Below are 20,919 nucleotides of genomic sequence, written 5' to 3'. Positions count from 1 at the left end.
AGAAGGGAAGAACAGCTGACGACAGCGCTGCCTAACAGCGCTTCGTCACCTCCCGCGCCACAAAGTAGACGCGCTCACTTACTTCCCCCGGTGCATCCTGCGTAAATGCCTCATACACTGCTTCTGGCTTCAGCCCTGCCTGTACAAGCAGTCGCTTTACCGTATCGATCGTATACGCTCTCTGATAATGCGTCTCCTCGTATTTCTCATACAGGCCATCCTCATTTCTGATAAACAGCGTCAGATCATACTCATTGATCTGCGTTTCTTCATCATACCAGTTTTCCCAGATAAAGCTGCTCTCCTCACGATTCTCCGCGATCGTGTGATCTGCGAGCAGCTCTTCGTATTTATACACGGTGTTCAGATCAAAAATAAATACGCCGCCCGGATCGAGATAATTATTTACCAGAGAAAATACGGTAAGCAGATCCTCTTCCTCCGTAATATAGTTCATCGAGTCGCACACGCTCACAACAGCGCGCACCGTCCCATACAGCTCAAACTCACGCATATCCTGCATCAGATACAGAATATCCGATCCGGACGCTTCCTTTTTTTCCATAGCGATCTCCAGCATTTCAATGGAATTGTCCGCTCCGATCATGTCATACCCGCATGCCGCCAGAAGCTCCGTCATCGAGCCTGTCCCGCAGCCAAGCTCCAGCACAAGCCCGTCCTCTACGCCGTACTTTTTCAGAAGCATGTGCAGATAATCGCACCACTCCTCATAAGGAATATTATCCATAAACGTGTCATAGACACGCGCAAAGCTCTCATACGATGCCAAAAATATCATCCTTTCATATAACAAATATTTTCTTTCAGCCTGACAAATCATCGAGGATTAAGTGTTCCTATTATACCATCTCTATAATAAGAAGTCACTTAGAATATCGCTTTCATATCCTGCGGCACGATTGCCCGCGCATCCTTGCGAAGCAGGTTTTATTTCACAAAGCGCAATTTCCCATGTAAAAAGAGCGCAGCATACCGCACTCCGCAGCTTCTGCACTCTTTCTGTCATCCATATTCAATTTTACTTTTTTAAATACTCCCGCAGGAATGTGAACAGTCTGTCCATCTCTTCATCCGTGCCGATCGTAATGCGCAGATAATTGTCGATCCGGGGCTTGTTGAAGTATCTGACATAAATCCCGGCTTCGCGAAGCGCTTCAAACAGCTCCTTCGCCAAAACGCGCTCATGTGATGCAAACACAAAATTTGCAAAGGAGTCTGCAAAGGTAAAGCCAAGCGCCGCAAGCTCCTGCTTCGTGCGCTCCCGCGTCGCGATGATCCTGGCACACGTCTCCTCAAAATACGCATCGTCGCTCAAAGCTGCCGTCCCAAGCCGGATAGCCGTCGCATTCATGGTATAGGAATTAAACGAATACTTCACATCATTCAGATAGTGGATCAGCTTTTTACTGCCAAGCGCGTACCCGATGCGCATACCTGCCATAGAGCGTGATTTGGAAAAGGTCTGCACGACCAGAAGATTCTCATATCTGTCGATCAGGCATTTTGCTGATATGCCTCCAAAATCAATGTACGCTTCATCAACGATCACTACGACATCCCCGTTATGGCGGATGATATCCTCGACCTGTGAAAGTCCCATGAGAACGCCGGTGGGGGCATTCGGATTCGGAAAGATCACGCCGCCGTTATCTTTATAATAGTCCTCCTTCACGATCTCAAATGCCTCATTGAGCGGCTGACGCTCATACGGGATCTGAAACAGATCTGCCCACACATCATAAAAGGAATACGTAATATCCGGAAACAGGATTGGCTTTTCAGAATTAAAAAATGCCAGAAAAGCCATCGCCAGTACATCGTCTGAACCTACTCCCGGAAAGACCTGCTCCGGGTCCACACCATGCTGCGCAGCGATCGCCTCTGTAAGCTCCTGTGCAGATGGATCGGGATACTTGCGCAGTGTGCCTGCATCCATCTGCCGCAGCGCCTCTGTCACCTTCGGCGAGGGCGGATACGGGTTTTCATTCGTATTGAGCTTAATGATATTCTCTCTTTTCGGCTGCTCGCCCGGCACGTACGGTATCACCCTGCGCACATTTTTTTCCCATCCCTGCATCACACTGTCCTCTCCCTTTCCTTTTGCTTTTCTGCGTTCGTCTTATCTGTTACGCAAATGATACAAGACCCTTTTCGACCAGAAATACCGGCCGGTAGGATTCCTTTGCCTGACGCAGACCAGGATCTCCCAGATCTTCCTCACGGTTTACGTATTTGTACTGTACTGCCTCATGCGCAAGAAACTGCTGATTAATGATCGTATAAGCTCCCTGCACATCTGCATATGCTTTTTCAATATGCACTACCATGGTATCGTCACAGACCGGCTCGCCGATCGAAAATGCCACGACACGCCCCTCCACGCGGATCAGTCCGCCGCAAAGCTCCAGTTCCTTCATCAGCCGGAGAGAATTAAGTGTCACGCACATCTCTGCATTCTTGTCCACATCCTCCTCACAGCCGTTCTCTTTGCGCCAGTTAAGCGCCATCTGAAAGCATTCCTCGACATTTTCGTCGGTGATCGTCTCATACGACCAGTCCGGATAAAGACGGTTAAATTTATTGATATGATTCTTTTTTCCGTGATACTTCTTACCGGAAAGTGCGATCAGCTTTTCTGTCTCATACACGTAGTCAGCCGAATCCCGGTAATACTCCACCGTATATCTCCCCGGATATACTGCCTCAAGCTGCGCAAACTGCTCTGCATTCACATTCGTCAGATGAAAGGCTACTCCGTGCTCCCTGCTCCACTCCTCCAGGATATCCAGCACCTTTTTCAGGTTCGCCAGATCCCCCTGCGGGAACGTAAAGCTGCCTGTTTCCGTATACTGAAATACAAGCATGTCCTCTACAATTGCAAACTTTACTTTATAATGTCTCGACCAGAGATATAAATTGGCAAACGTATACTCACAGCTCCGGTTCCGGTTCATTCTGAAATATCGGTTCACCATCTCTCTGTGCTCAAGCTCCGGCCGTTTAAATTCTATTTCCATAAAAATCTCCATTCTATTTTTTATACTGCATTTTATCCTTGGCCTTCAGATCCTCACAATGCCTCAGCCATTGTACAGCTTTGCGTAAATCCCGTTCTTTGCGAGCAGCTCCTCATGAGTCCCCTGCTCCTCGATGCCATTTGGCGTCAGTACGAGGATCCTCTGTGCATTTCTTATCGTTGAGAGGCGGTGTGCAATGACAAACGTCGTCCTGCCCTTTGCCAGCTCCTCCATAGACTGCTGTACGATCTTTTCACTCTCATTGTCCAGGGCAGAGGTCGCTTCATCGAAAATAAGTATCGCCGGATTTTTCAGAAATACTCTCGCAATGGAAAGCCGCTGCTTCTGTCCCCCTGAAAGCTTCACGCCCCGCTGTCCGATATCCGTCAGATATCCATCCGGAAGCTGTTCAATAAATTCATGCGCATTGGCAAGCTTCGCAGCCCGGATGACCTCTTCGTCCGTTGCATCCGGCCTGCCATAACGGATATTTTCCATAACATTTTCTGCAAACAGATATACATCCTGCTGTACAATACCGATCTGTCTGCGCAGATCCGCAAGCCGGAACCTGCGGATATCCGTCCCGTCAAGCAGGATCCGTCCTCCGTCCACATCGTAAAAGCGCGGGATCAGACTGCAAAGTGTCGTCTTGCCGCCACCAGAGGAGCCGACGATCGCCAGATAGTCTCCCGCCTTTACCTGAAGATCAATATGGCTCAATACCGTATCCTGATTTTCTTCGTATCTGAATGATACATTATCAAAACAAATATCACCCTTTGCCTGCGATATGGATACTGCATCCGGCGCATCCTTGATATCCGGTTCGATATCAAGCACCTCCAGAAAACGCTCATACCCGGCATATCCATTCTGGAACTGTTCTGTGAAATTGATCAGCTTTTTGATCGGCTCTGTAAAGTTATTTATATATAGAAGAAACGTTACCAGATCTGCGACATCCATGCCTGTGCCGGTGATCAGACCCGCTCCTGCGACAAGTACAGCGACTGTCACAAGCGTCGTAAGGGCTCCGAGCCCGGAATGATACCATGCCATATACCAGTAGCTGTTGCGCTTGGATTCTACAAACAGTTCATTCCCTTCCCGGAATTTTTTCATCTCTATCTCTTCATTGCCAAAGGATTTGACAGCGCGGATACCGGAAAGACTGTCCTCGATCTGGCTGTTAATATCTGCAATCCTTGCACGGTTGCGTTTAAACGCGCGCTTCATCTTCTTATTAAAATAAAACGCATATGCAACGATCACCGGAAGAAATGCAAATGCCACCAGAGTCAGCGAGACATTGATATTGCAAAGAATGAGAAAAGAACCCACGAACTTGATCACAGAAATAACGACATCCTCCGGGCCGTGGTGAAGAAGCTCGCTGATGTCAAACAGATCGGAGGTCACCCTTGAGAGAAGCTGCCCAACCTTCTGATTATCGTAAAATGCAAACGACAGTTTCTGATAATGGGAGAAGATCTCATTTCGCATATCATGCTCGATCCTTGCTCCCATCATATGCCCGAAATACGCAATATAAAAATTGCAGAAGCATTCCAACGCTACCAGTCCTGCCATCGCCACGCCGAGCTTCAGGATCATGTGCAGCGCCTCATTTGCGGGCATTGTGATCACATTCGTTGTGATATAACGCACAATCAGCGGGATCGCCAGTGTGACGCCCGCTCCTAATACAGCGAAAAACATATCGCTGAAAAACAGTTTCTTATATGACCCGTAGTATCCTGCGAGTTTTTTCCATTTGTGTTTCATTTTCAAACGCCTTTCTGCCGGGGATGCCCGGAGAAACCGGTCATCCCTGACGGAACCGGCTTTACTCCTGCGTAAGCCCCTCTTTTTTCATAACCTCGATCACGTCACATACGTGCTTCTCACACAGCTCATCCGTCTCAGCCTCTACCATCACACGGATCACAGGCTCTGTACCGCTCTCCCGGACAAGGATCCTTCCGTTTGCGCCAAGCGCCTGCGCTACAGCATCCACGGCTGCCTGCACAGCTTCATTTTCCTTTACCGCCTGTTTGTCTGCCACACGGACATTTTTCAAAAGCTGCGGATAGATCTTTACCTCTGAAGCAAGCGCGCCAAGGCTCATCTTTTTCTCCATCATAGCTTCCATGACCATCAAAGCGGTCAGAATACCGTCTCCGGTGGTCGCATACTTTGAGAAAATAATATGGCCGGACTGCTCGCCGCCAAGGCAGTGACCGTTTTCAGACATATTTGCATAGACGTACTTATCACCTACTGCCGTCTTCTCATACTGAATGCCGATCTTGTCAAAGGCCTTATACAGTCCCAGATTTGACATGATCGTCGTCACGACTGTATTGTTCGTCAGCTTTCCCTCTTCCTTGAGATATTTTCCACACACATAAAGGATCAGATCTCCGTCAATGATGCGGCCGTTCTCATCTACGGCAATACAGCGGTCTGCATCGCCGTCAAAGGCAAAGCCCACATCCAGCCCCTTCTCCAGAACGTATTTCTGCAGCTCTCCGATATGTGTGGAACCGCAGTCCCGGTTGATGTTTGTGCCGTCCGGCTCATTATGGATCACATAGGTCTTTGCGCCAAGCGCATCAAATACACTTTTGGCAATGGCTGAGGAGCTTCCATTGGAGCAGTCCAACCCTACTTTGGTATTCTTGAAGGAACGCGTCGCAAGTGCGATCAGCGATCCGATATAGCGGTTACGTCCTGCCACATAATCCACAGTGCGTCCGATCTCTCCTCCTGTCGCAAGCGGCGGCTCTCCGATCTGTCCGTCAATATATGCCTCGATCTTTTCCTCAACCTCAGCCTCGATCTTCTTTCCTGTCCCGCTGATGATCTTGATGCCATTGTCATAATACGGATTATGGCTCGCAGAGATCATAATACCACAGTCAAAATCCTCCGTGCGCGCAACAAAGGATACACTCGGTGTCGTCGTCACATGCAGAAGGTATGCATCAGCCCCTGATGCCGTCAGGCCTGCGGCAAGCGCATATTCAAACATATAGCTGGAACGTCTCGTATCCTTTCCGATCACGATCTTCGCCTTATGCTCCTGTCCGTAATACCAGCCCAGGAAACGTCCTACCTTAAAGGCATGCTCTACATTCAGTGTCTTATTCGCCTCACCGCGAAAACCGTCTGTTCCAAAATATTTTCCCATATATGCTCACTCCTCTTTTTGCATTTCCACAAAGTTACATGAAGCATCACAAAATACCCGAAAAGGTACTGCCGGAACTATCCTGCAACGCTTTCATTTTTTTAATATACACGTTCTGCCAGTAAACGTCAACGCTGTAGTCTGCCAAAATCTGTAAATTTGTGCAAATTTTTCGGACGATTTTACACTTTCTCTAATCCTCCTCCCGCAAAAGCGCGCTGCGGCACTCCTCCAGAAGCGCTCTCTCGGATTCCGGCATCTTCGGATAATGCGGATCCATATCACGCAGCGTTCTCAGAATCGCCTCTGAGACAAGATAGCGCGCATACCACTTCTGATCAGCAGGAATAACATACCACGGATTTTCCTTCGTGGCAGTTTCATTGATAACCTCCTGATATACTTTATGATACTCTTCCCAAAGGGAACGTTCCTTCAGGTCTGAATGGGAAAATTTCCAGTTTTTTTCCGGCTGATTGATCCGTTCCATAAAACGCTCCTTTTGTTTTTCTTTGGAGACATTCAGGAAAATCTTAACGGTACGGTAGCTGTTCTCATAGAGGTATTCCTCATAATTTCGGATCTGCCGATAACGCTTTTCAAAGAATTCTCTGTCTTTTTGTCCCGTAATACGGTCAGCCATATGGTACGTCCGGTTCATTTTATGGACCTGCACGACCAGCACATCTTCATAATAGGAACGATTAAAGATTGCCATTTTCCCATACCTGGGCAGACATCTGTTCACCCTCCATAAAAAATCATGCGACAGTTCTTCTGCTCCCGGCTGCTTAAAGCTAAAGGTATCGATCCCCTGCGGGTTCACACCGCTCATCACGTGCTTTACCGTACTGTCTTTGCCTGCCGCATCCATCGCCTGCAGCACGATGATCAGTCCCTCTTTGCCGTCCGCATAAAGCTTATCCTGCAGTTCCTGCATACTTTTCTGATTTTCTGCCGTCCTTTTCAGGATCTTTTCCCTGTCAACAGAATCCTTCCGGCTGTCTGTGGGCAGCTTATCCAGATCAAGCTTCTGTTTTCCATCAAAGCAATATTTTTTTAGCAGCATATGCATCCCTCCCGGTTCCTCTGATTTGTGAAAACGGTTCTCACCCGGACGTAAAAAACCCTGCCAGGTGTTCTTATCATATCATATTATCAACGGATTGTGCGCATTTTATGTTTTTCTAAAGTTTCATAAAAATTCAGATTATCTATTGACTTATATCTACTACAAGTGTAGAATATAATCATCTTCTACATATGTAGTAAATAAAAGGAGGTTCTCTGACTATGAAACAAACGTATCAGAGGCTGCCTGATTCTGAGCTTGACATTATGCTCATCCTCTGGAATCATAAGCCGCCTATGAGCCGTTCTGCCATCGAACAGATCATCAACGAAAAAAAGCCGCTTGCGCCCACGACGATCCTTTCACTGCTCGCACGGCTTGAAAAGAAAAAATTTGTTTCCGTTGAAAAGCAGGGTAAAATGAACCTGTACTTTCCCCTCGTCTCACAGGAAGAATACCAGCGAAACGAGAGCCGCAGCGTCCTGGAAAAGCTGTACGGAAATTCGCTCAAAAAGTTTGTCGCTTCTCTCTATCAGGGAAGAAAAATGAGCGAGGATCAGATCCAGGAGCTCAATGATTTTATACAAGAATTGGAGGAAAACGCGAAATGAAAAAGAAAATGACTCTTAATTTCAAAAAATGTACCTTTCTTGCTGTCCTGCTCTGCCTGCTCTTTTCCTGCTCCCTTCCGTCTTCAGCAGCTTCTTCTGATATGAAGCGGCTAAAAACAGGAAAAACGTATCGTGTCACCATGACCGGAAAGGGCAAACAGAAGCTTAAGCTTACTACCTTCTCCACGGCAAATACCCGTTTTCTGAGCATCTATATCAATGATGAAAAAATGGTCACACTCCCGGGTATGGGAGATGATCCTGACTATAACACATGGGAAATCGCTCTTTGCCGTATCGCTCCGGGCCGCCGTATCCTGTACGTACGTGACAAAGGACCAAACGATACCTGCACTTATATGAAACTGTTTGAATATAATTCTGCAACAGAACGTTTCACCGAGCTTGGCGATCTCGTCACGCTCTCCAAAAATCATACCATGTATGAGGGCCCCAAGCTGCTCTCCGGATGGGCACGCGGCCACCTGGAAGGAGTCAGGGACGGGCGTCTCATCATCGAATGGCAGGACGTCGATATGGCGTTCGGCACATTTTTCATTGACGTTCCATACGAGGTTACAGGACAGTCTGTAAAGCAGTACGGCACTTCCTATAAGCTCAAACAAAACAGTATCGCAAAAACAAGGTGGACCTCGAAGGTCAACATCACCGCCAGCACAAAACCCGGCGGACACAATACCAGCTTTACCATTTCGCGCCGCGAAAAGGTGACTGCACAGAAGGTACGCAGAAAAAATGGTATTTTATATGCCCGCATCAAAAACTCAGAGGGGAAAACCGGATGGATCCATGACCTGACGCAGGGAAATGCGATCAACATCCACGGCTTTTTTGAGGAATCCCGCTTTGTCGGATAACCCCTGTACCTCATACTCTATTACTTCGGAGGACGTGATATGGAGAATTTTGCATTTCATATCATAAAAACAAACCTGATCGCTGCTGTCTTTGTCATGCTTGTACTTCTGGCAGCGCATTTTCTGAAAACAAAATATACGGCCCTGTGGAAATACTGTATGTGGCTTATCATTACTGTCTTTTTGCTGGTGCCGGTAAATCCACTGAATTCTGCCGCACCGCTGCATCTGGTCGTGCCTTCGCAGGATACAGGCATCTCTTCTGCCCCTGCAAAAGGCCCGGAGCCAGCTGCCACAGCGGCAAACCGCACAGACGGGGCAGATGATACCGCCGCGCAGATCACCGTATATTCTGAAAAAGTGTCCCTGTATGGACTTTTGCAGATATTTATCCTCGTATGGGGCGCAGGAGCGGTCCTTCTCGCTCTCTTCCGGACGATCCAGTACCAGCTCACACTCAGAAATCTCAGGCGCTGGAGCCTCCCGGCGGACTCTGCGTACGTCCAGACTCTCTATCGTACAGCATGCCGTAAGGAACATATCGCCAGACCGCCTCAGCTTATGATACATTCCGGCATTACCAGTCCGATCCTTGCCGGACTCACCAGACCGTGCCTGTATCTTCCGGCAAATATTTACTCTGACCAGGAGCTAAAGCTCATCTTCTGCCATGAGCTTTCTCATTACCGGCGCCACGATCTCTGGTATAAGATGCTCCTGCTCTGTGTCTCAACGATCCACTGGTTTAATCCGGCGCTGTACCTGATGACAAAGGAAGCGGAAAAGGATATTGAAAACCTCTGTGACAGCAGAGTCACGGAGGGCTGCACACAGCCGGAGCGGCAGCTGTACAACCAGCTCCTGCTAAAGACAGCCACCGGGCAGCACGCCCTGCCCTATCTGGCAGCCAGCCTCAATGACAGTACTCTGGTATTTAAGGAACGCATCCGCTATATGCTAAGAGCCGGATCACTGAAGCGGGGGATCACTCCGGCGCTTTTCCTTGGCGCTGTCCTGGTATTCTCCGGCATGCTCATCGGCTGCTCTGCGCCAAAGCAGCCGCAGCAGACTCCAGATTCCGGCGAAAGCGCCCTTTCCACCGCGGACACAGCTGCGTCCGGCAAAGCCAAAGCACAGACCGAAGAGGAAACACCGCAGACAGTAGCTGTCACTCCTGCCGTCCTCGGCTCCTATGATCTCCCCGCGGCGGCCACCGATGCTGTCCGTCAGGAGACTGGCATTGAGCCTGACCGGTATCCTTCTTCCAGTGATCCGGACAGTCTCTCCGGCACTTCCTCAGGCAGCGGCTACGAAAGCCCCGGAGAAACGCTTCTGGAAAACAGCAGCGGCAGTCCTTCCGACAGCAATGCGGGCAAAACGCCTTCCGGAAGCACCACCGACAGTCCTTCCGATGGCAATACGGGTGAAACGCCTCCCGGAAACACCACCGACAATCCCTCCGACAGCAATACGGATGGAACCGGCACGGGTTCCTCGGAAAACAGCGATACAGACAGCGGCGGGACTGTCCCGCAGGGAACCCCGACTGACATGACCGGAACCATCCTTACCGTAAAGGATACCTCTTTTGAGATACAAAATCCTGACGGGACTACTGAGTGGTACTGGTACGATCCGGGGCTGGTCAATTTCCAGAACGGAAACACTACGCTGACTGCCGGCGACACCATAAACATCACATATTTTTCCGATACCCGAGAGGTCCAGCATATTTCAGGAAACTAGGGGACGCAAAAGGCTATTGCAAAATCTGCCAGGACAGGCGGTTTGCAATAGCCTCACTTTTTCTTCTACTGTACCTCCGCAAACTGCGCCTCGTACAGCTTCGCATAAAATCCATTCTGCGCAAGGAGACTCTGGTGATCTCCCTTCTCGATAATATTCCCGTCCTTCATAACAAGGATCACATCAGCATTTCGCACAGTAGACAGGCGGTGCGCCACAATAAAGCTTGTACGGCCCTCCATCATCGTCTGAAACGCTTTCTGTATCCTGATCTCTGTGCGAAGGTCGATCGATGAGGTCGCCTCATCCAGGATCAGCATCGGCGGAAGGCAGAGCATGACGCGCGCAATACACAGAAGCTGTCGCTGCCCCTGTGAAAGACTGCCTCCATTTTCTCCGATCACCGTATCGTATCCCTGCGGCAGCCGCTTGATAAAGCTGTGTGCATGCGCCTTTTTCGCTGCCTCGATCATCTCCTCCTCCGAAGCATCGGGATATCCCATACAGATGTTGTCACGGATCGTACCGCTGCGTATCCATGTATCCTGCAGCACCATACCAAAGGAGCTGCGCAGGCTCCGGCGCGTCAGAGCGCGGATATCCTTTCCCTCTATCTTCACTGCTCCGCTGTCCACATCATAAAAACGCATCAGCAGATTGATCATCGTTGTCTTGCCGCAGCCGGTCGGACCTACGATCGCAATGCGCTGTCCTTCCTTTACCTCAAGATTAAAATCCTCGATCAGCTTTTTCTCCGGCGTATAGGAAAAGCACACATGCTCCAAAGACAGGCAGCCCGGATCTTCCGGAAGCTTCTCTGCCGGATCTGCGTCCGGCGTCTGCGCTGCAGCCTCGATCAGTGCAAACACCCTCCCTGCACATGCGAGCGCGTTCTGCAGCTCCGTCACAACACCCGAGATCTCATTGAACGGCTTCGTATACTGATTCGCATATGACAAAAATGCAGAGAGCTGTCCTACTGTCATCGCTCCTCTTACTGCGGCAAAGGCTCCGGTCAGCCCGACGCCTATATAGACAAGGCTGTTGACAAAACGCGTGGCCGGATTGGTGATCGATGAAAAAAAGATCGCCTGCAGCGAATAGCTGCTCAGTCTGTCATTGATCTCATCAAATTTTTCCTGAACCCGCTTTTCCTGCCCATATGCCTGCACTACCTTCTGATTTCCGATCATCTCATCAATCAGCGCGGTCTGCTCTCCCCTCGTCTCTGACTGTCTGCGAAACATCCGGTACGTCCGCCCTGCGATAAAGCGCGCGACCAGAAGAGAAACCGGAGTCAGCAGTACTACGACCAGCGTGATCCCCACATTGACGCAAAGCATAAAGCCCAGCGTCCCCAGGATCGTGATAACGCCTGTAAAAAGCTGCGTAAATCCCATCAGCAGATCGTCTGAGAACTGATCCACATCTGCCACTACTCTGCTGACCATATCACCGGAGGAATGTGCGTCCAGATACTGGAGCGGGAGCTCCTCTATCCTGCGAAATGCCTGCTCACGCACCTCTCCTGACACCCGATATACGATTCTGTTATTTGCAGCGTTCATGATCCACTGCGCTCCTGCCGTGAGCAGCACTGCTCCTAATATCTGCTTCATAAGTCCAAAGACAGCGTCAAACTCTACCGCCCCCGGTCCTGTCATATGATCGATCACCCGTCCCGTCAGCACCGGGACATACAAAGTCAGGGCTACGAACACCAGCGCCATCAAAAGGGAGAGCGCCACGAGGATCCCATGAGGCCGGATACAGCGCAGTACTTTTTTTATAGTTTGTTTCTGCTCCTCATTGTTCATGATCTTCCCTCCCCGGAAACTGTGCGTCGCAGATTTCCTGATATACACTGCAACGTCCCAACAGCTCCTCATGCGTACCCATGTCGGCAATCTCGCCATCCTCCAGCACAAGAATCTTATCAGCGTGCTTTAGAGAGGATGCCCTCTGTGATACGATAAACACCGTCATCTCCCCCGGAAGTCCCGCGATTGCCTGGCGCAGGCGCGCATCTGTCGCAAAATCCAGCGCTGAGGCACTGTCATCGAGGATCAGGATCTCCGGCTTTCTCACCAGAGCCCGGGCGATCGCAAGTCTCTGCCTCTGGCCTCCGGAAAAGTTTTGTCCACCCTGCTTTACAGCCGCATCAAGACCGCTTTTTGCGCCAAATACAACGTCCTCTGCCTGAGCTGTCCGGATCGCCTCGCAAAGCTCCCCGTCTGTTGCATTTTCATTGCCCCACAGCAAATTTTCCCGTATGGTCCCCTGAAACAGCACAGCTTTTTGCATCACCATACCTACCATAGCGCGAAGCTCTTCTGGCGGATATTCCCGCACATCTCTTCCTTTTACCTTCACACAGCCCGCGCTCACATCATAAAACCGCGGGATCAGGCTGACCAGCGATGTCTTGCCAGCCCCTGTCCCTCCGATGATCCCCACCGTCTCGCCGCGCTTTACTGAAAAGCTGATATCCGTAAGCGAATCCGCTGCGGCGCCCGGATAACGCAGCGCCGCGTGCTCAAAGGAAACCATCTCCTCCGTCCGGCCATCCTGCGAAGCTGTCTGTGTGCAGGCCGCCCTGCGTTCCATCCCGGGCTGCAGCTCAAATACTGCCTGGATCCGGTTGCCGCAGGCGATCGCCTTCGTCACCGTAATAATCAGATTAGCCAGCTTGACCAGCTCTACGAGGATCTGGGACATATAATTGACCAGAGCCACGACACTTCCCTGCAAAAGTATCCCCTCATCAACACGCCCTGCTCCTGTATACAGCAGGACAAGCAGTCCGCCATTTACCACTACATACGTGAGCGGGTTCATGATCGCCGAGATCCGCCCCGAAAAGAGCTGCACTCTCACAAGCGCCTGATTCTCCCGCTCAAACGCTTTTATCTCCTGTGGTTCCCGACAAAATGCACGGATCACACGGACTCCCTGCAGATTTTCTCTGGTAAGAGCGACCACCCGGTCCAGACGTCCCTGCACCTTTTTATAGACAGGAATACTGATCAGCATGACTCCGAATACGATCACGCACAGAAGCGGGATCACCACCACAAAAATAACTGCTGCTTTTGCATCAACAGTAAACGCCATCACCATTGCTCCGAACACGATAAACGGAGAGCGCAAAAACAGACGCAAAAACAGGTTCACACCAGACTGAACCTGATTGATGTCGCTTGTCATACGCGTGATCATAGTAGATGCGCCGACTGTATCCAGCTTCGAAAAGGACAGACTCTGAATATGAGCAAACAGGCTGCTGCGCAGCTTTGACGCAAACCCTACTGCTGCCCTGGCAGAAAAATACTGTGCTGTAATAGAGCACACCAGACCGGTCAGACCGAGTACTGCCATCCAGAGACACATCTGCACAATATATCCCTGATCCTGCTCCCGGATGCCAATGTCAATGATACGTGCCATGAGAAGCGGCACGAACAATTCAAACAGCGCTTCCAGAAGCTTAAACGCAGGAGCCAGAACTGCCTCTTTTCTATAAGTCTTCATATATTTTAAAAGCTTCCACATAACCCTCTCCTGCCTCTTACAGCCCGCCTTCGCACTCCAGCTCGCCAAGCAGGTTCGTCCTCATGATCTCACATACCTGCTCCCGATCCTCATACTGTCCGAGTGCCCACATCAGTTTTGTAACCGCAGCTTCAGAAGTCATATTTCCTGTCTCGATCACACCGCATCCAAGCACCTGTCTGCCGACCTCATAGACAGTAAAATCACTGCCCTCATACAGACACTGGCTTCCCACAGCCACGACCATCCCCGCTTCTACGGCCCTGCGGATCGCTGCAGACAGGTTTCTTCTTTCAAACGGCAGACCGCCGATCCCAAACGCTTCTATATAGATGCCCCGCACTCCCATCTTTGCAAGCTGCTCAAAAATATCCGGAGAGATCCCGGGAAACAGCTTCAGCAAAAACACATCTGCCGAAAAACGGTTTTTCAGAATACACGAGGATTTCCGGCACAGCTGCACGCCCTGTGTGTCTGCGCCAGGAGCAGTGTCCCGGGTCGCCCCATCCTTACGCGGCGGATACAGTGCAGCCGGATTCACCACCAGACCACTGCTGTTGATTTTTGCCACATAGGGATGGTCAATGCTCTCAAATGCGTCAAAGCTGCGTGTGCGGACCTTGCTCGCCCTCGTGCCCAAAATAATCTTCCGATTGAATGCCACATACACGCCCGGACATCCACTCGCTGCCATATGAAGCGCAGCCCGGCAATTTTCGGTCGCATCAGCGATCGGATTTTCGATGGAAACCTGACTGCCGGTCAGCACGACCGGGATCTCGATATGCTGCAATGCAAACGAGAGCGCGCTCGCCGTATAAGCCAGCGTATCGGTCCCGTGGATCACCACGATCCCATCGTAATCCATCCTGCACTCATAAATACACTGCGCAAGCTGCGCCCACTCCTCCGGCTGCATGTTGGAGCTGTCCATCATAAACAGCTCCTTCTCCTCCACCACAAAGCCCGTGGTCAGTCCCGCGATCCGGTCAAGGATATCGCTGCCGTGCAGCCCCGGCGACAGTCCGTTATCACTGTGCGAGGAGGCCAGCGTGCCTCCCGTACTGATCATCAGAATGCGGTTCATTCCTGCGTCCCTTCCTTATGCGCCGGGACAATCTCCAGCCAGTAGCCATCAGGATCCTGGATAAAATAAATACCCATCTGCGTATTTTCAAAGCAGATGCAGCCCATCTCACTGTGCAGCTGGTGCGCTTTTTCAAAATCCTCCGTCTCAAATGCAAGGTGGAACTCCTCATCGCCAAGGCTGTACGGCTCTGTGCGTCCGGCAAGCCAGGTCAGCTCAAGCTCAAATCCGCTCTTGCCATCTCCCATATAGACGATCACAAAGGATCCGTCTGACGCTTCCTTTCTGCGTATCTCCTTCAGGCCAAGCGCCTGCTCATAAAAATGCATGGATTTCTCCAGGTCAAGTACATTATAATTTTCATGGATCATTTTAAATGTCATCTCTTCTTCATCCTCCTGCTGTTTTATTCAAATGTTATCTGCCATGTCTGTCCGTCCCGGCGGATCGGATGAAAACATACATCCTCCGCCCATATCCGTGCATCCGACCGCACGTACTCCTTCTCAAAGCGCTCCATCACAGAAAAATCATCCCAGAAATGCATCGGGAACACATGATGCACCTGTGCACGAGAAAGGAAATAGCACATCCCTTTTGCATAGTCTTCCTCCTGCCTCGGATCCAGAGGCGTAAAAGCAAGATCTACCGTCTTTCCATCCAGATATTCCATTTCCTTTTTATAGTCTGCCTCCATCTTCCGGTTCTCCGGCTCCGGCTCACCCGGCCACGTCCACCAGTGCAGGTCTCCTGCATGATATACCGTCCGTCCTGTGTACTCCAGCACAAACGCACAGCCGCAGTCTGTAGACTGCAGCGTATGGATCCGGATCGCATTTCCTGCTGCGTCAAAAAGCTGCGCATCCGTGCGCACAGTAAGGAACCGTATATCCTCTTCCTGCAAAATCTCCATTTTGCGGAGCTTTTTCCTGATCTCATTGGAAAATACATACCGCACCGACGGATGGCCTGCGAGAAGCCGGAAAATCTCCGGATTGAAATGATCCCCATGGCTGTGACTGCAAAAAACAAACACAGGCTTCTGGGGCGAAAGCTGCGGAAGCGCTCCGCGATAATAATCAAAAATCCAGAAACAGTCCTCCCACTCAAGCAAAAAACCACTGTGGTTCAGATACGTCACCTTCATCCTGTCACCTCCTCGTCAGATCACATAATCGTCCGCCGCCTCTGCCTGCCACGCCAGCAGATCAGCTAACGTCACCCGATCCACAACACCATTGATCGCATCATTTAGCTGCTTCCACAGCCTCCTTGTCACACAGGCGCGCGCCATCTGGCATTCTCCTGCGCAAAAACCAGCCGGATCCTCCCCGACACAGCCCACCGGCGCGAGGCTGCCTTCTGTCAGCCGCAGGATCATCCCTACCGTATAAGCCTCCGGTACTTTCTGGAGCAGATACCCGCCCTGCGGGCCGCGGACACTGCGCACAAAGCCTGCTTTATTCAGTATTGCAGCGATCTGCTCGAGGTATTTCTCTGATATTTTCTGCCTGCGCGCCACATCCCGCAGCCGGACCGGCTCTCCCGTCTGGTTTGTCGCCAGATCCAGCATCATGCGCAGTGCATACCTTCCTTTTGTAGATACCTTCACCACAATTCCTCCCTCTTATACTGACGCTATTATACGTTACAATCCCTATATTTTCAATAGGTTTTGTCTCCTTGCCTCCGCCACATACCGGCAGTCAAATTTGGCATATTTACTATTGACATCCTCCCGGAAGAAACGTATACTATGTGCTATTCCGTTAAAAGGGAGTAGTTGAAATGTATCATCAACAATCGCGGCCTCTGGTCTGGTGATACATACCAGGAGACTGGTTACAAGACTTTTAATGTATTTGTTTACGGAATCGGGAAATTCTCTAAATAAATACATTAAAAGTCTTTTTTGTTTGGCCCGGCCGCAGACAAAACAAACACGATACAACAAAACAAGGAGTGAATGCTTATGAAAAACTGGTATCAGCAGACAAACGAAGAGGTTCTGTCCGCACTGGGCACTGCCGCTCAGGGACTTTCACCGCAGCAGGCCGAAGAGCTTCTCCACGAAAAAGGAGAAAATGCACTTCTCGAAGGCAAGAAGAAAAGTACCCTGCAGGTCTTTTTTTCACAGTTTGCAGACCTTCTCGTCATTATTCTGATCGCTGCAGCCATTATTTCCATGTTCTCTGGAAATGTGGAAAGTACGGTCGTTATCATCGCCGTTATTATCCTCAATGCGATCCTGGGAACTGTCCAGCATAAAAAGGCAGAAAAATCGCTGGAAAGCCTGAAATCACTGTCTTCCCCAAGCGCAAAGGTCCTGCGCGGCGGACAGAAGCTGGAGATCCCCTCTAAAAGCGTCGTACCCGGCGATATTCTGCTTCTTGAAGCCGGCGATCTCGTAGTCGCTGACGGACGCATCCTCGAAAACTTTTCCCTTCAGGTAAACGAAAGCGCCCTGACCGGCGAATCTACCAATGTAGAAAAAACAGACCGCCTCATCACAGAGGAGGTGCCGCTTGCAGACCGGACAAATATGGTATTCTCAAGCAGCCTTGTCACATACGGACGCGCGACAGTAGCCGTTACCGGTACGGGAATGGATACGGAGATCGGAAAGATCGCTGCCCTTATGAATGCGACAAAAGAAAAAAAGACGCCGCTCCAGATCAGTCTCGACCGCTTCAGCAGCCGCCTTGCCGTCATTATCATGGCAATCTGCGCCGTTGTCTTTGCACTCGGTCTGTACCGCAAAATGCCGCTTCTGGACTCTCTGATGTTTGCCGTAGCATTAGCCGTGGCTGCAATCCCGGAAGCACTCAGCTCCATCGTCACGATCGTACAGGCCATGGGCACACAGAAGATGGCCAACGAGCAGGCAGTGATCAAGGATCTCAAAGCAGTAGAGAGCCTTGGCTGCGTATCTGTTATCTGCTCTGACAAAACAGGAACCCTGACACAGAACAAAATGACCGTACAGAATATTTATATTGATGGAAAAATCATCCGCAAGGAAGATCTGGATATCCGCAACCAGCTCCATCGCTACCTGCTCTATAATGCGATCCTGACAAACGACTCTACTATCGTAGACGGAAAGGGAATCGGAGATCCGACCGAGTTCTCCCTCGTGAAAATGGCGCGTGACATTGATCTGCAGGATGAAGCGATCCGCGATCTTATGCCGAGACTGGAAGAAATCCCATTTGATTCCGACCGGAAGCTGATGACTACAAAGTATCGTCTCCACGGCGTACCGACCATCCTGACGAAGGGCGCGCTTGACATCCTGCTTGACCGGACAAGCCGTATCCGTACCTCTGAGGGGATCCGGCCTCTGACCGAACAGGATAAGAAAGAAATCCTCGATACCAACCTGCGTTTCTCAGAAAATGGCCTGCGTGTGCTTGCATTTGCATACAAGGAAACAGATGAAGCCGATGTCCTCACGCTCGAAGATGAGACAGATTATATCTTTACCGGTCTGATCTCCATGATGGACCCGCCAAGAGAAGAATCCGCGGCAGCCGTCGCAGATGCCATCCGCGCAGGCATCCGTCCGGTAATGATCACTGGCGACCACAAGATCACAGCCACTGCGATCGCAAAACAGATCGGTATTTTCCATGACGGCGACATGTCCGTTACAGGAAGCGAGCTCGATGCAATGACAGATGAGGAGCTCGATCAGAATATCGAAAAAATCTCTGTTTACGCCCGTGTTTCACCGGAAAATAAAATCCGTATCGTGGATGCATGGCAGCGGAAAGGAAATGTCGTATCCATGACAGGAGACGGAGTCAACGATGCTCCGGCACTGAAAAAGGCAGATATCGGCGTTGCAATGGGCATCACAGGAACTGAAGTCTCCAAGGACGCCGCATCCATGATTCTTATGGATGACAACTTCGCCACCATCATCAAGGCAGTGGCAAACGGAAGAAATGTATATCGGAACATCCGCAATGCGATCCAGTTCCTGCTCTCGGGCAATATGGCCGGAATCCTCGCAGTGCTGTATACCTCACTGATGGCACTCCCTGTACCATTCGCTCCCGTCCACCTGCTGTTTATCAACCTGCTGACGGATTCGCTCCCGGCGATCGCGATCGGTATGGAGCCTGCAGAGCGCGATCTGCTTTCACAGAAGCCGCGTGATCCAAAGGAAGAAATCCTGACAAAAGATTTCCTTCTCCGTCTCCTTGTACAGGGCGGCCTGATCGCAGTCTCCACCATGGCAGCCTTCTATATCGGCCTGAATGCCGGTGGAGCCGGAATGGCAAGCACAATGGCCTTTGCCACACTGACTGCCGCAAGACTGTTCCATGGCTTTAACTGCCGCAGCACACACTCCATCTTCCGGATTGGATTCTCCGGAAACTGGTACAGCCTCGGCGCATTTGCCATCGGTATCGTCCTTTTAAACCTTGTACTGTTCGTACCAGTACTCCAGCACCTGTTTTCCGTCACATCGCTTTCTATGGCGCTGTACGGCTGTGTACTGGCACTGGCAGCAATCCCGACAATCATCATCCAGGCAGTAAAGGTCATCCGCGAGCACCGCTGATACTGATACAGTCAGGAACTGATAAACTCCCTTTCAGACAGACAGGCAAAACGCCTGTTATCTGGAAGGGAGTTTTTTATAGATAATAGATGATTAACTTTTTGATTAGATTCGAAATTTTCTCAAAACGCAAAAAACCCGGAAGCCGTATAAATAAAGGCTTCCGGATACTTTTAAGTCATAGCGGAAGGGAGATTCGAACTCTCGACACTACGGGTATGAACCGTATGCTCTAGCCAACTGAGCTATTCCGCCATATTCAATTGTATGGGGCCTATAGGGCTCGAACCTATGACCCTCTGCTTGTAAGGCAGATGCTCTCCCAGCTGAGCTAAGACCCCATGCTTGCGAGCTGTCCTCAGCTCGCTTTGCTATTATAATATGATTTCCTATAAAATGTCAAGCACTAATTTTATTTTTTTTTGCCATCTTTTCATGAAATTTTTCTGATCTCTGCATTTGCTTTAAAACGCGCCAGTTCTTCCTTCCACTCCACCTTATAGATCAGACCGTGGATCACAAAGCTCATCATAATCCCGCAGATCACATCAATGATCGAATGCTGATCCAGCAGTACGGTAGATGCACAGATCAATACCATGATCACAAAGTGAACAGCAATGGTTGCCTTCCTGTATTTCAGATGATCCAGACTGCAGATCGCCTGAAAAATCATCACCGTGTTCATCACGTGGATGGACGGACAGACATTCGTCGGTGTATCAATCGCCCGGAGCATTCCTACCATATTATAGAGGAACCCTGTCTCATGCGTATCAGCCGCCAGTCTTAAGTTCAGACCCGTCGGAAAAATATAATAAATGATAAGACAGATCGTAAGCCCGGAAAAAATCATTGCGCACAATCTGGAATAATCCTGCCAGCCACGTTTTTTAAACCACAGGAATGCGCCTGCCACATAAGGAAACCAGAACACATATGGAATAATAAATACCTCGCAAAACGGAATAAACTCATCCAGCTTGCTGTGTATGATATATTTCGGCTCTACATTCGCCTCCAGCCACTGAAAAGTAACCATGTAAAATGCCAGATAACACAAAGCCATGCCATACGGGTGCCTTTTGCACCAGCCTTTTATACGTTCAATGCTCATACTGTCTCTCCCCATTCAGTATATTTTCTGTTACAAAGTTCTGCCATAA

At 50.1% G+C, this 20,919-nt stretch carries 17 protein-coding genes and 2 tRNA genes; 4 read left to right on the top strand and 15 right to left on the bottom strand.

Annotation, left to right across the window (positions count from 1 at the left end; all coding sequences use genetic code 11):
* Positions 1-31: 31 nt before the first annotated feature.
* The 6 genes from QOX44_RS08165 to QOX44_RS08140 form a co-directional block, all read right to left on the bottom strand.
* Positions 32-790, bottom strand: a complete 759-nt coding sequence (locus QOX44_RS08165) for a class I SAM-dependent DNA methyltransferase (RefSeq protein ID WP_283682558.1) — start codon at positions 788-790, stop codon at positions 32-34.
* Positions 791-1,039: 249 nt separating this feature from the next.
* Positions 1,040-2,098, bottom strand: coding sequence for a histidinol-phosphate transaminase (gene hisC / locus QOX44_RS08160; protein ID WP_283682653.1), 1,059 nt, complete (start codon positions 2,096-2,098; stop codon positions 1,040-1,042).
* A gap of 49 nt (positions 2,099-2,147) precedes the next feature.
* A complete protein-coding gene (locus tag QOX44_RS08155; RefSeq protein WP_283682557.1) occupies positions 2,148-3,038 on the bottom strand; it encodes a DUF2156 domain-containing protein in 891 nt (296 codons plus the stop codon).
* A 63-nt stretch (positions 3,039-3,101) separates the two neighbouring features.
* On the bottom strand, positions 3,102-4,826 hold the full coding sequence (locus tag QOX44_RS08150) for an ABC transporter ATP-binding protein (protein ID WP_283682556.1): 1,725 nt from the start codon (positions 4,824-4,826) through the stop codon (positions 3,102-3,104).
* Between the two features lie 61 nt (positions 4,827-4,887).
* Complete coding sequence (glmM, locus tag QOX44_RS08145) at positions 4,888-6,234, bottom strand: phosphoglucosamine mutase (protein ID WP_283682554.1); 1,347 nt, start codon at positions 6,232-6,234, stop codon at positions 4,888-4,890.
* Between the two features lie 193 nt (positions 6,235-6,427).
* Positions 6,428-7,303 (bottom strand): PPK2 family polyphosphate kinase, encoded by an 876-nt coding sequence (locus QOX44_RS08140; protein ID WP_283682552.1) that lies wholly within the window; start codon positions 7,301-7,303, stop codon positions 6,428-6,430.
* Positions 7,304-7,527: 224 nt separating this feature from the next.
* Between QOX44_RS08140 and QOX44_RS08135 the strand changes: the two genes are divergently transcribed.
* Genes QOX44_RS08135 through QOX44_RS08125 form a run of 3 tightly spaced genes read left to right on the top strand, consistent with a single transcriptional unit; the run spans position 7,528 to position 10,541 of the window.
* Positions 7,528-7,917, top strand: coding sequence for a BlaI/MecI/CopY family transcriptional regulator (locus QOX44_RS08135; RefSeq protein ID WP_283682551.1), 390 nt, complete (start codon positions 7,528-7,530; stop codon positions 7,915-7,917).
* Complete coding sequence (locus tag QOX44_RS08130; RefSeq protein ID WP_283682550.1) at positions 7,914-8,795, top strand: hypothetical protein; 882 nt, start codon at positions 7,914-7,916, stop codon at positions 8,793-8,795. Before QOX44_RS08135 ends, QOX44_RS08130 begins: the two co-directional genes overlap by 4 nt.
* A gap of 39 nt (positions 8,796-8,834) precedes the next feature.
* Entirely contained in the window at positions 8,835-10,541 is a 1,707-nt protein-coding gene (locus QOX44_RS08125) for a M56 family metallopeptidase (RefSeq protein WP_283682549.1), read from the top strand.
* Positions 10,542-10,606: 65 nt separating this feature from the next.
* On the opposite strand, the gene QOX44_RS08120 is transcribed toward QOX44_RS08125, so the two are convergent.
* Genes QOX44_RS08120 through QOX44_RS08095 form a run of 6 tightly spaced genes read right to left on the bottom strand, consistent with a single transcriptional unit; the run spans position 10,607 to position 16,792 of the window.
* A complete protein-coding gene (locus QOX44_RS08120) occupies positions 10,607-12,358 on the bottom strand; it encodes an ABC transporter ATP-binding protein (RefSeq protein WP_283682548.1) in 1,752 nt (583 codons plus the stop codon).
* A complete protein-coding gene (locus QOX44_RS08115; protein ID WP_283682547.1) occupies positions 12,348-14,093 on the bottom strand; it encodes an ABC transporter ATP-binding protein in 1,746 nt (581 codons plus the stop codon). Before QOX44_RS08115 ends, QOX44_RS08120 begins: the two co-directional genes overlap by 11 nt.
* A 16-nt stretch (positions 14,094-14,109) precedes the next feature.
* On the bottom strand, positions 14,110-15,180 hold the full coding sequence (locus QOX44_RS08110) for an asparaginase (protein WP_283682546.1): 1,071 nt from the start codon (positions 15,178-15,180) through the stop codon (positions 14,110-14,112).
* Complete coding sequence (locus QOX44_RS08105; protein WP_283682544.1) at positions 15,177-15,563, bottom strand: VOC family protein; 387 nt, start codon at positions 15,561-15,563, stop codon at positions 15,177-15,179. The genes QOX44_RS08110 and QOX44_RS08105 overlap by 4 nt, the downstream gene beginning before the upstream one ends.
* A 23-nt stretch (positions 15,564-15,586) precedes the next feature.
* Complete coding sequence (locus tag QOX44_RS08100) at positions 15,587-16,327, bottom strand: MBL fold metallo-hydrolase (protein ID WP_283682543.1); 741 nt, start codon at positions 16,325-16,327, stop codon at positions 15,587-15,589.
* Between the two features lie 15 nt (positions 16,328-16,342).
* The gene (locus QOX44_RS08095; RefSeq protein ID WP_283682541.1) at positions 16,343-16,792 is read right to left on the bottom strand and encodes an RrF2 family transcriptional regulator; all 450 of its coding nucleotides are present in this window, start codon (positions 16,790-16,792) and stop codon (positions 16,343-16,345) included.
* Positions 16,793-17,152: 360 nt separating this feature from the next.
* On the opposite strand from QOX44_RS08095, the gene QOX44_RS08090 reads away from it, so the two are divergent.
* Entirely contained in the window at positions 17,153-19,753 is a 2,601-nt protein-coding gene (locus tag QOX44_RS08090; RefSeq protein WP_283682540.1) for a cation-translocating P-type ATPase, read from the top strand.
* Between the two features lie 181 nt (positions 19,754-19,934).
* On the opposite strand, the gene QOX44_RS08085 is transcribed toward QOX44_RS08090, so the two are convergent.
* From QOX44_RS08085 to QOX44_RS08075, 3 genes are all read right to left on the bottom strand, one after another.
* Positions 19,935-20,008: transfer RNA gene (locus QOX44_RS08085), tRNA-Met, on the bottom strand.
* A 13-nt stretch (positions 20,009-20,021) separates the two neighbouring features.
* Positions 20,022-20,094, bottom strand: a tRNA-Val gene (locus tag QOX44_RS08080).
* 92 nt (positions 20,095-20,186) lie between these two features.
* The gene (locus QOX44_RS08075) at positions 20,187-20,870 is read right to left on the bottom strand and encodes a phosphatase PAP2 family protein (protein WP_283682539.1); all 684 of its coding nucleotides are present in this window, start codon (positions 20,868-20,870) and stop codon (positions 20,187-20,189) included.
* Positions 20,871-20,919: the final 49 nt, after the last annotated feature.

It is taken from the genome of Parablautia sp. Marseille-Q6255, assembly GCF_951230155.1.
Taxonomy (GTDB): domain Bacteria; phylum Bacillota; class Clostridia; order Lachnospirales; family Lachnospiraceae; genus Choladousia.
The sequence above is the reverse complement of the archived record's forward strand: the minus strand, read 5'-3'. Positions and strand labels throughout refer to the sequence as shown.

Coding starts and splice junctions, on each gene's coding strand:
- QOX44_RS08125 (WP_283682549.1), top strand. CDS start 8,835: ATGGAGAATTTTGCATTTCATATCATAAAAACAAACCTGATCGCTGCT.
- QOX44_RS08150 (WP_283682556.1), bottom strand. CDS start 4,826: ATGAAACACAAATGGAAAAAACTCGCAGGATACTACGGGTCATATAAG.
- QOX44_RS08075 (WP_283682539.1), bottom strand. CDS start 20,870: ATGAGCATTGAACGTATAAAAGGCTGGTGCAAAAGGCACCCGTATGGC.
- QOX44_RS08105 (WP_283682544.1), bottom strand. CDS start 15,563: ATGACATTTAAAATGATCCATGAAAATTATAATGTACTTGACCTGGAG.
- QOX44_RS08110 (WP_283682546.1), bottom strand. CDS start 15,180: ATGAACCGCATTCTGATGATCAGTACGGGAGGCACGCTGGCCTCCTCG.
- QOX44_RS08115 (WP_283682547.1), bottom strand. CDS start 14,093: ATGTGGAAGCTTTTAAAATATATGAAGACTTATAGAAAAGAGGCAGTT.
- hisC (WP_283682653.1), bottom strand. CDS start 2,098: ATGCAGGGATGGGAAAAAAATGTGCGCAGGGTGATACCGTACGTGCCG.
- QOX44_RS08155 (WP_283682557.1), bottom strand. CDS start 3,038: ATGGAAATAGAATTTAAACGGCCGGAGCTTGAGCACAGAGAGATGGTG.
- QOX44_RS08140 (WP_283682552.1), bottom strand. CDS start 7,303: ATGCTGCTAAAAAAATATTGCTTTGATGGAAAACAGAAGCTTGATCTG.
- QOX44_RS08135 (WP_283682551.1), top strand. CDS start 7,528: ATGAAACAAACGTATCAGAGGCTGCCTGATTCTGAGCTTGACATTATG.
- QOX44_RS08100 (WP_283682543.1), bottom strand. CDS start 16,327: ATGAAGGTGACGTATCTGAACCACAGTGGTTTTTTGCTTGAGTGGGAG.
- QOX44_RS08120 (WP_283682548.1), bottom strand. CDS start 12,358: ATGAACAATGAGGAGCAGAAACAAACTATAAAAAAAGTACTGCGCTGT.
- glmM (WP_283682554.1), bottom strand. CDS start 6,234: ATGGGAAAATATTTTGGAACAGACGGTTTTCGCGGTGAGGCGAATAAG.
- QOX44_RS08130 (WP_283682550.1), top strand. CDS start 7,914: ATGAAAAAGAAAATGACTCTTAATTTCAAAAAATGTACCTTTCTTGCT.
- QOX44_RS08090 (WP_283682540.1), top strand. CDS start 17,153: ATGAAAAACTGGTATCAGCAGACAAACGAAGAGGTTCTGTCCGCACTG.